The sequence below is a fragment of the Slackia sp. genome, from assembly GCF_977041755.1.
The window spans coordinates 1-3,697 of record NZ_CDRRGL010000166.1; the positions used below are offsets into that span (position 1 = coordinate 1).

Annotated in this window: 4 protein-coding genes; 1 reads left to right on the plus strand and 3 read right to left on the minus strand. The window is 58.2% G+C overall.

The features are described from left to right. The coding region (locus tag ACWI8T_RS08960; RefSeq protein ID WP_449138691.1) for a hypothetical protein at window positions 1-574 on the plus strand (574 nt) is incomplete at its 5' end. Window positions 575-988: 414 nt separating this feature from the next. Here the strand turns inward: ACWI8T_RS08960 and dmsD are convergent. The 3 genes from dmsD to ACWI8T_RS08975 all read right to left on the minus strand — a co-directional run. Continuing rightward, window positions 989-1,588: a Tat proofreading chaperone DmsD gene (dmsD, locus tag ACWI8T_RS08965; protein ID WP_114551983.1), complete on the minus strand. Its 600-nt coding sequence runs from the start codon at window positions 1,586-1,588 to the stop codon at window positions 989-991. Between the two features lie 2 nt (window positions 1,589-1,590). Beyond that, complete coding sequence (locus ACWI8T_RS08970; protein ID WP_220150936.1) at window positions 1,591-2,217, minus strand: DMSO/selenate family reductase complex B subunit; 627 nt, start codon at window positions 2,215-2,217, stop codon at window positions 1,591-1,593. 10 nt (window positions 2,218-2,227) lie between these two features. Then, window positions 2,228-3,697, minus strand: a 1,470-nt coding sequence (locus ACWI8T_RS08975; protein ID WP_449138692.1) for a molybdopterin dinucleotide binding domain-containing protein, incomplete at its 5' end; no start/stop codon positions are given.

A 3,697-nucleotide genomic window follows, 5' to 3' on the forward strand; every position in this document is an offset into this window, starting at 1 on the left:
GAAGAACTACCTGTCGCATGTGCTCGAGGTAGAGGGCGTGAACGTGGTAACCGGCAAAGAGGTCGACGCGGCCTTCGCGCACGAAGAAAAGTCCGATGTCGTTATCGTGTCCACGGGCTCCAAGCGTCCCGGGCTTGCCGCTTCGGGCAGCAGCGCCACCCCGGTTATCGGCGTGACCGATTCCCTGTCTGCCGAAATCGGCAATAACGTGGTAGCGGTGCTGGGCTTCAACGCGCAGACCGTTGACACTGCTCACTACCTTACTGCGCAGGGCAAGAAGGTGACCATCGTGTCAGATGAGCCCGAGGAGGCTTTCGGCACGGGCCAGTCGGTGATGCTGGACAAGTTCGTGGAGCCGGTCTTCTTGGCGGCAGGTGGCAGCGTGCGATCCGAGAGCAAGCTGAAGAGTGTCGGCGATGGGGAAGTGGTGCTTACACGAGCTTCGGTGTCGACATCACCGTTCCGTGCGACTGTGTGGTCGACGCTTCGAATATGGTGGCCGGCACTTCGCTGGCCGATGAACTTTCCGGCGATTTCGATGTTGTGGCCGTGGGTGACTGCCCGACCCCGCTGAACATTCAAAACGCCATTACCACCGCGAACCTTGCGGCGCGTCGTTGCTAATGCATAGCTAACAACGCGAAGCAAACGGGCATAAAACGAAGCGGTCCGGACGAAGAATAGTCCGGACCGCTTCGTTTTATGGGAGGGTTGGTTTCTTATTTGCAAATTTGCGAATAAGAATAGCATGGGGATATTTCCGGCTTGGCATTTCGGCCAAGCCGGGTGTCTATCGAGCGCCGACGCAAGGCCTCCTTGGGGAGAGGGAGACAAGAAACGTCCGGGGCTTTTGGCGGCCGTTGCGTGGTAGCGCTGATGTCTAAATGGGAGGGAGGTGCCCGTGTGGACACTTGCCTCCGTAGACGCTCACCGCATCGCTCTTTCTCTCGAGAACGTGATGCGGAATATCGGGCGGTGGGGCTTTGGGCTAAATCTTCAGTCCTCGCTGGGCGGCGATGTCTGAGAGCGTAGTTGATGCGAGCTTGGCAACGCCGCGGTAGAACGACCCTTCCGAAGCGGCTTCAAGCTGCTCGAAATAGCGAAACGCCCATGTCAACAAATGCTGCTGCAAGTATTCGTCCACCAAATCGGGGTCGTTTTCGCAAAGCCAGGCAAGAAGCATGAACATGCGGCCTATTTGGTCTGCGGGTTCGCGGCTCGGGCCTTCTTGCGAAGCAATGCCGTTCTCCTTCATCCATCGAACGAGGGACATGCAGGAATCGCCGAAGACGACAGCCTCGGAATCGAGGTAAACCGATCCCCAAGGCGGCGCTTCGAGGTCGTTCGGCCCGACGAACAGATGGTGAAATTCTCTATCGAGGGTCTCGAGGGAAAGCTTCCGCGCCTCTTTGAGAAGAAGGGCAGCGCCCTTCTTCTCTTCGGCTGTGCCGTAAGGCCATTCGTTTACGAGGTCCATTTCGCAGAGCCCTCGAACAATCTTGGATGTCGTGTCGCTTTTCGGACTTTCCATAAGCAACGTTCCAAGGAGTGTGGCGCAAGGGGCTGCGTTTGCAAAATCGGCGCCCATCTCTACTCCACTTCGAGGGGATTGGCCACGTATCCCTCGTCGAGGTTGTACGTTTCGGAATCTACAGCCTGGCACGTGCCTATGACGATATTGGGACGGGTAGCTGGCGCGGCCATCGGAGGCACCTGGGCGCAGTCGCCGTATTTTTCGCGCAATTCTTCGATGGGGCCGAACTCCAGGGCGCGAAGGGGGCAGCTGCCGACGCACATGGGCTCTTTTCCGTCGCGCACGCGGGCAAGGCATCCGTCGCATTTGTGGCACACGCCTGCGGATGCGTCGATGCGCGGCGCATCATACGGGCAGGAATTGCGGCAGGTTCCGCAGCCGATGCACACGTTGGGGTCGGTGTTCACGAGACCGGTTGCTTCGTCTTTCTGCATGGCGCCCGTTGGGCAGTTCTCGACGCACGCCGGGGAATCGCAGTGGTTGCACGAAATGGAAACGTGATAGTTGAACGCCGTTTTCTCCCAAGCGTCCTCTTTCGTTTTCGTCCACGTTCCGCCTTCGTAATCGTATATGCGACGGAAGAGGATGGCGGGCCCGAGATCGTGGTAGTCCTTGCACACGAGCTCGCAGGTTTTACAACCGGTGCAGCGAGAGGAGTCGAAATGGAATCCATACTGAGCCATCATTTACCTCCTATGCCTTCTTGACTTGTACGAGCGTAGAGCCCGTGGACGGACAGTTCTTCGAGATGGGCGACCAGTGGTGGCTGGTGAGCGTATTGGCGTTTGCGCCGACGTCCACGCCGTTCACCATTTCCCTACGATGCGCATGCGGCATGCCTACGACGCCGGGCATAATGCGCGCGGTCACGCGAGCCGTGATTTGGACCGAGCCGCGATCGTTGAACACGAGGAGCGTATCGCCGTTTTCGATTCCGCGGGGCTCGGCATCGATGGGATTGATCCACAGGCAGTGCTGGCATGCCTGCTGCAGCTCCTCAATTACCTGGTAGCGGCTGTGGAACTGGTTTTTCGCTTTCCATGTGGCAAACAAAAGCGGGTATGTTTCGTTTACGTCTGCGACTCCTTCAATTTCGGGGAAATAGCTCGGAACGGGTCGCACGACGTCGCGGTCGCCGTTGTAGAAGGTCCATGTGTCGCGGATGGTTGCGAGGCGTTCGGAATACAGTTCGATTTTGCCAGAGGGAGTGGTGCGCGCTCGGCCTTTGGGGTCTTCCACGTAGGCTTGCAGGGCGACATAGGGCTCGGCTGGCTCGGGGTCGCGCCAGAATCCCATTTCAAGGCCTTCGGCGAAAGAGGGCGCGTTTTTGTGGGGTGCGGAAGGGCGGCTGTACTCCTCGTAGCGCGATTCCATCCATTCCTCCCAGGTTTTGCCTTCGGTAAATTCGTCGCGCAATCCCAGTCGTTCGGCCAAATCGGCGCACCAGTCGTAGCTCAGGCGGCATTCGAACTGGGGCTCCTGGACGGGTTTACCGAATACGAAGCCGTATGCCGAGCCGCCCGTGACGGTGGACACAAAATTCATGCGTTCCTGGTACATGAGATCGGGCAGAATGATGTCGCAATACGGCAGGGAAGTTGACATGATGACGTCAACGCCGAGGATGAACTCGCATTTGCTTTCGTCTTCGAGGACCGATGCCGCCCAGTTCAGGTCGGAGCTGGAGTTTCCGAAGCAGCCCGCCTCGTAAAGCGCCATGAACTTGATTCCCACGTTCAGGCGGTCGCCGCCAACAACGCCGTCTGTCGTCGCCGTCATTTCGAGGGGATGGTCGATAGCGTTGAATCGGCCCGAGATAGAGATTTTCTTCGTAACGGGATTGTCTCCGATGGGCACGCTGTTCCACATGCCGCCGTCAAAGTTCATCTGCATGCCTTTGCCGTTCAGGCCGGGGCATGTGCCGGGTTTGCCGATGTTTCCGGTGATGATGGGCAACGCCGCGATGGCGGCAGCGTTCCATTCGCCGTTATGGTGGCGCTGCGGTCCGAAGCCTTGCGTGATGAAACACGTTTCATGGTCGGTAATGAAATGGGCGAGGTGTTCGATTTTCTCCGAAGGAAGGCCGCAAATGGGAGCTGCCCACTGAGGCGTCTTGGGAATCATGTCATAGCCCGTGCCCATGATGTAATCCATGTACGATGA